This window comes from Bacillus sp. P4_E1 (assembly GCF_056401715.1).
This window is the reverse complement of record NZ_JBFUIV010000054.1, coordinates 1-1,522: the sequence shown is the minus strand read 5'-3', so window position 1 is coordinate 1,522 and position 1,522 is coordinate 1. Positions and strand designations below refer to the sequence as shown.

The 1,522-nt window shown below is 31.6% G+C and carries 1 protein-coding gene and 1 pseudogene; both read right to left on the bottom strand.

Annotation, left to right across the window (positions count from 1 at the left end):
* Window positions 1-313 (bottom strand): annotated as a pseudogene (locus AC1DS7_RS28665) (FtsX-like permease family protein); the annotation flags it as partial.
* The gene (locus AC1DS7_RS28660; RefSeq protein WP_002136646.1) at window positions 288-1,058 is read right to left on the bottom strand and encodes an ABC transporter ATP-binding protein; all 771 of its coding nucleotides are present in this window, start codon (window positions 1,056-1,058) and stop codon (window positions 288-290) included. The pseudogene AC1DS7_RS28665 and the gene AC1DS7_RS28660, both read right to left, overlap by 26 nt.
* Between the last annotated feature and the right edge of the window lie 464 nt (window positions 1,059-1,522).

Below are 1,522 nucleotides of genomic sequence, written 5' to 3'. Positions count from 1 at the left end.
GTCTCATTGACATACCTTGCATCATTAATATCCCAAATTCTTTCTTGCGCGTTTTTAAAAATGAACTAACTGAATATAGAATGAAGAAAAATGAAAATACAAAAATCAAGCCTTGCGAAACTGAAAATCCCAATGTACCAAATGCACTTATTGTTGCACTTGTCGATTTCAACTCACCTTGTAAATCAGGATGAAATAATAAAAGAGCATACGTAAAGAAAATCATAATAGAAAATGCACTACTTAAAAAATGAGCTGCATATGTACGCTTATTGCGAAAAATATTATTAAATGCGAACTGACGAAAAGTCATGCCTTTTCCCTCCTAACAAAGAAAGGACATCCATAATCTTTTGATAAAATGCTTGCCTACTTTCACCACAATAAATTTCGTTATATAGTTGACCATCTTTAATAAATATGACTCTGCTGCAAAAACTCGCTGCATACGGATCATGTGTAACTAACATCATCGTAGCTTTTTCTTCTTTATTTAAAGTATCTAGCATCTCCATTACATCATTTGAAGATTTAGAGTCTAAATTCCCTGTTGGTTCATCTGCAAGTAATAATTGCGGCTTATGAACAATTGCACGAGCAATTGCCGTTCTTTGAGCTTGCCCCCCTGAAATTTCAAAAGTTCTTTTACTCAATATATCTGTAATATTTAATTTCTCTGCAATTTCTTCAACTCGTTTGTTCATTTCTTGTACAGAAACACCATCTAATGTCATCGGCAATACGATATTTTCCTTTACTGTAAGTGTGCTAAGTAAATTAAATGATTGAAAAACAAATCCTAATTGTTTCCTACGGAATAAAGCCAAATTATCTGATGTCAACTGGAAAGGATTTGTACCATTTATTAATATTTCTCCCGATGTTGGAGAGTCGATAGTAGATACCATATTTAATAACGTTGTTTTCCCGCTCCCTGATGGCCCCATAATCCCTATAAATTCACCTTCTTGAATTGATAAATCAATATCTACCAATGCTTTAAAAGGTACTTTCCCTTTATATACTTTACTAATACTTTTTGCATGTAGAATTTCCATTTATATTCTCCCTTCATTTGCACTTCTCACAATATAGTGTAAATGAATTGTTTTATAGCACATATTGATTCATCTTTCATTTATCTTACACGCTTGTAAGATTTCTGAAAAAACTGATAACAAATCCGTTTTCAAACTATAATCAATTTATATCTATCTTATAATATTCGCAGGGTAGTATGAAATACAATGCTATTTATTTCTAATCTTTATTATATTAATGAAAAAAGACCGATTGTATTGATATTATCCCCTTAAGGTAGACAGTGTAAAAAGACCATGAACAAACATGGATGTTACACTTCTACTTGGAGGGGATTTTATTATGGCTAAAAAAGGGTCTACATTTCAAACTTATTCAAATGAATTAAAGATACAAGCTGTAGAAAGTTTTTTAAACGGTGAGGGTAGTCAATCAGCTATAGCGAAGAAATATGGACTTAAAAGTAGAACGCAATTAATAG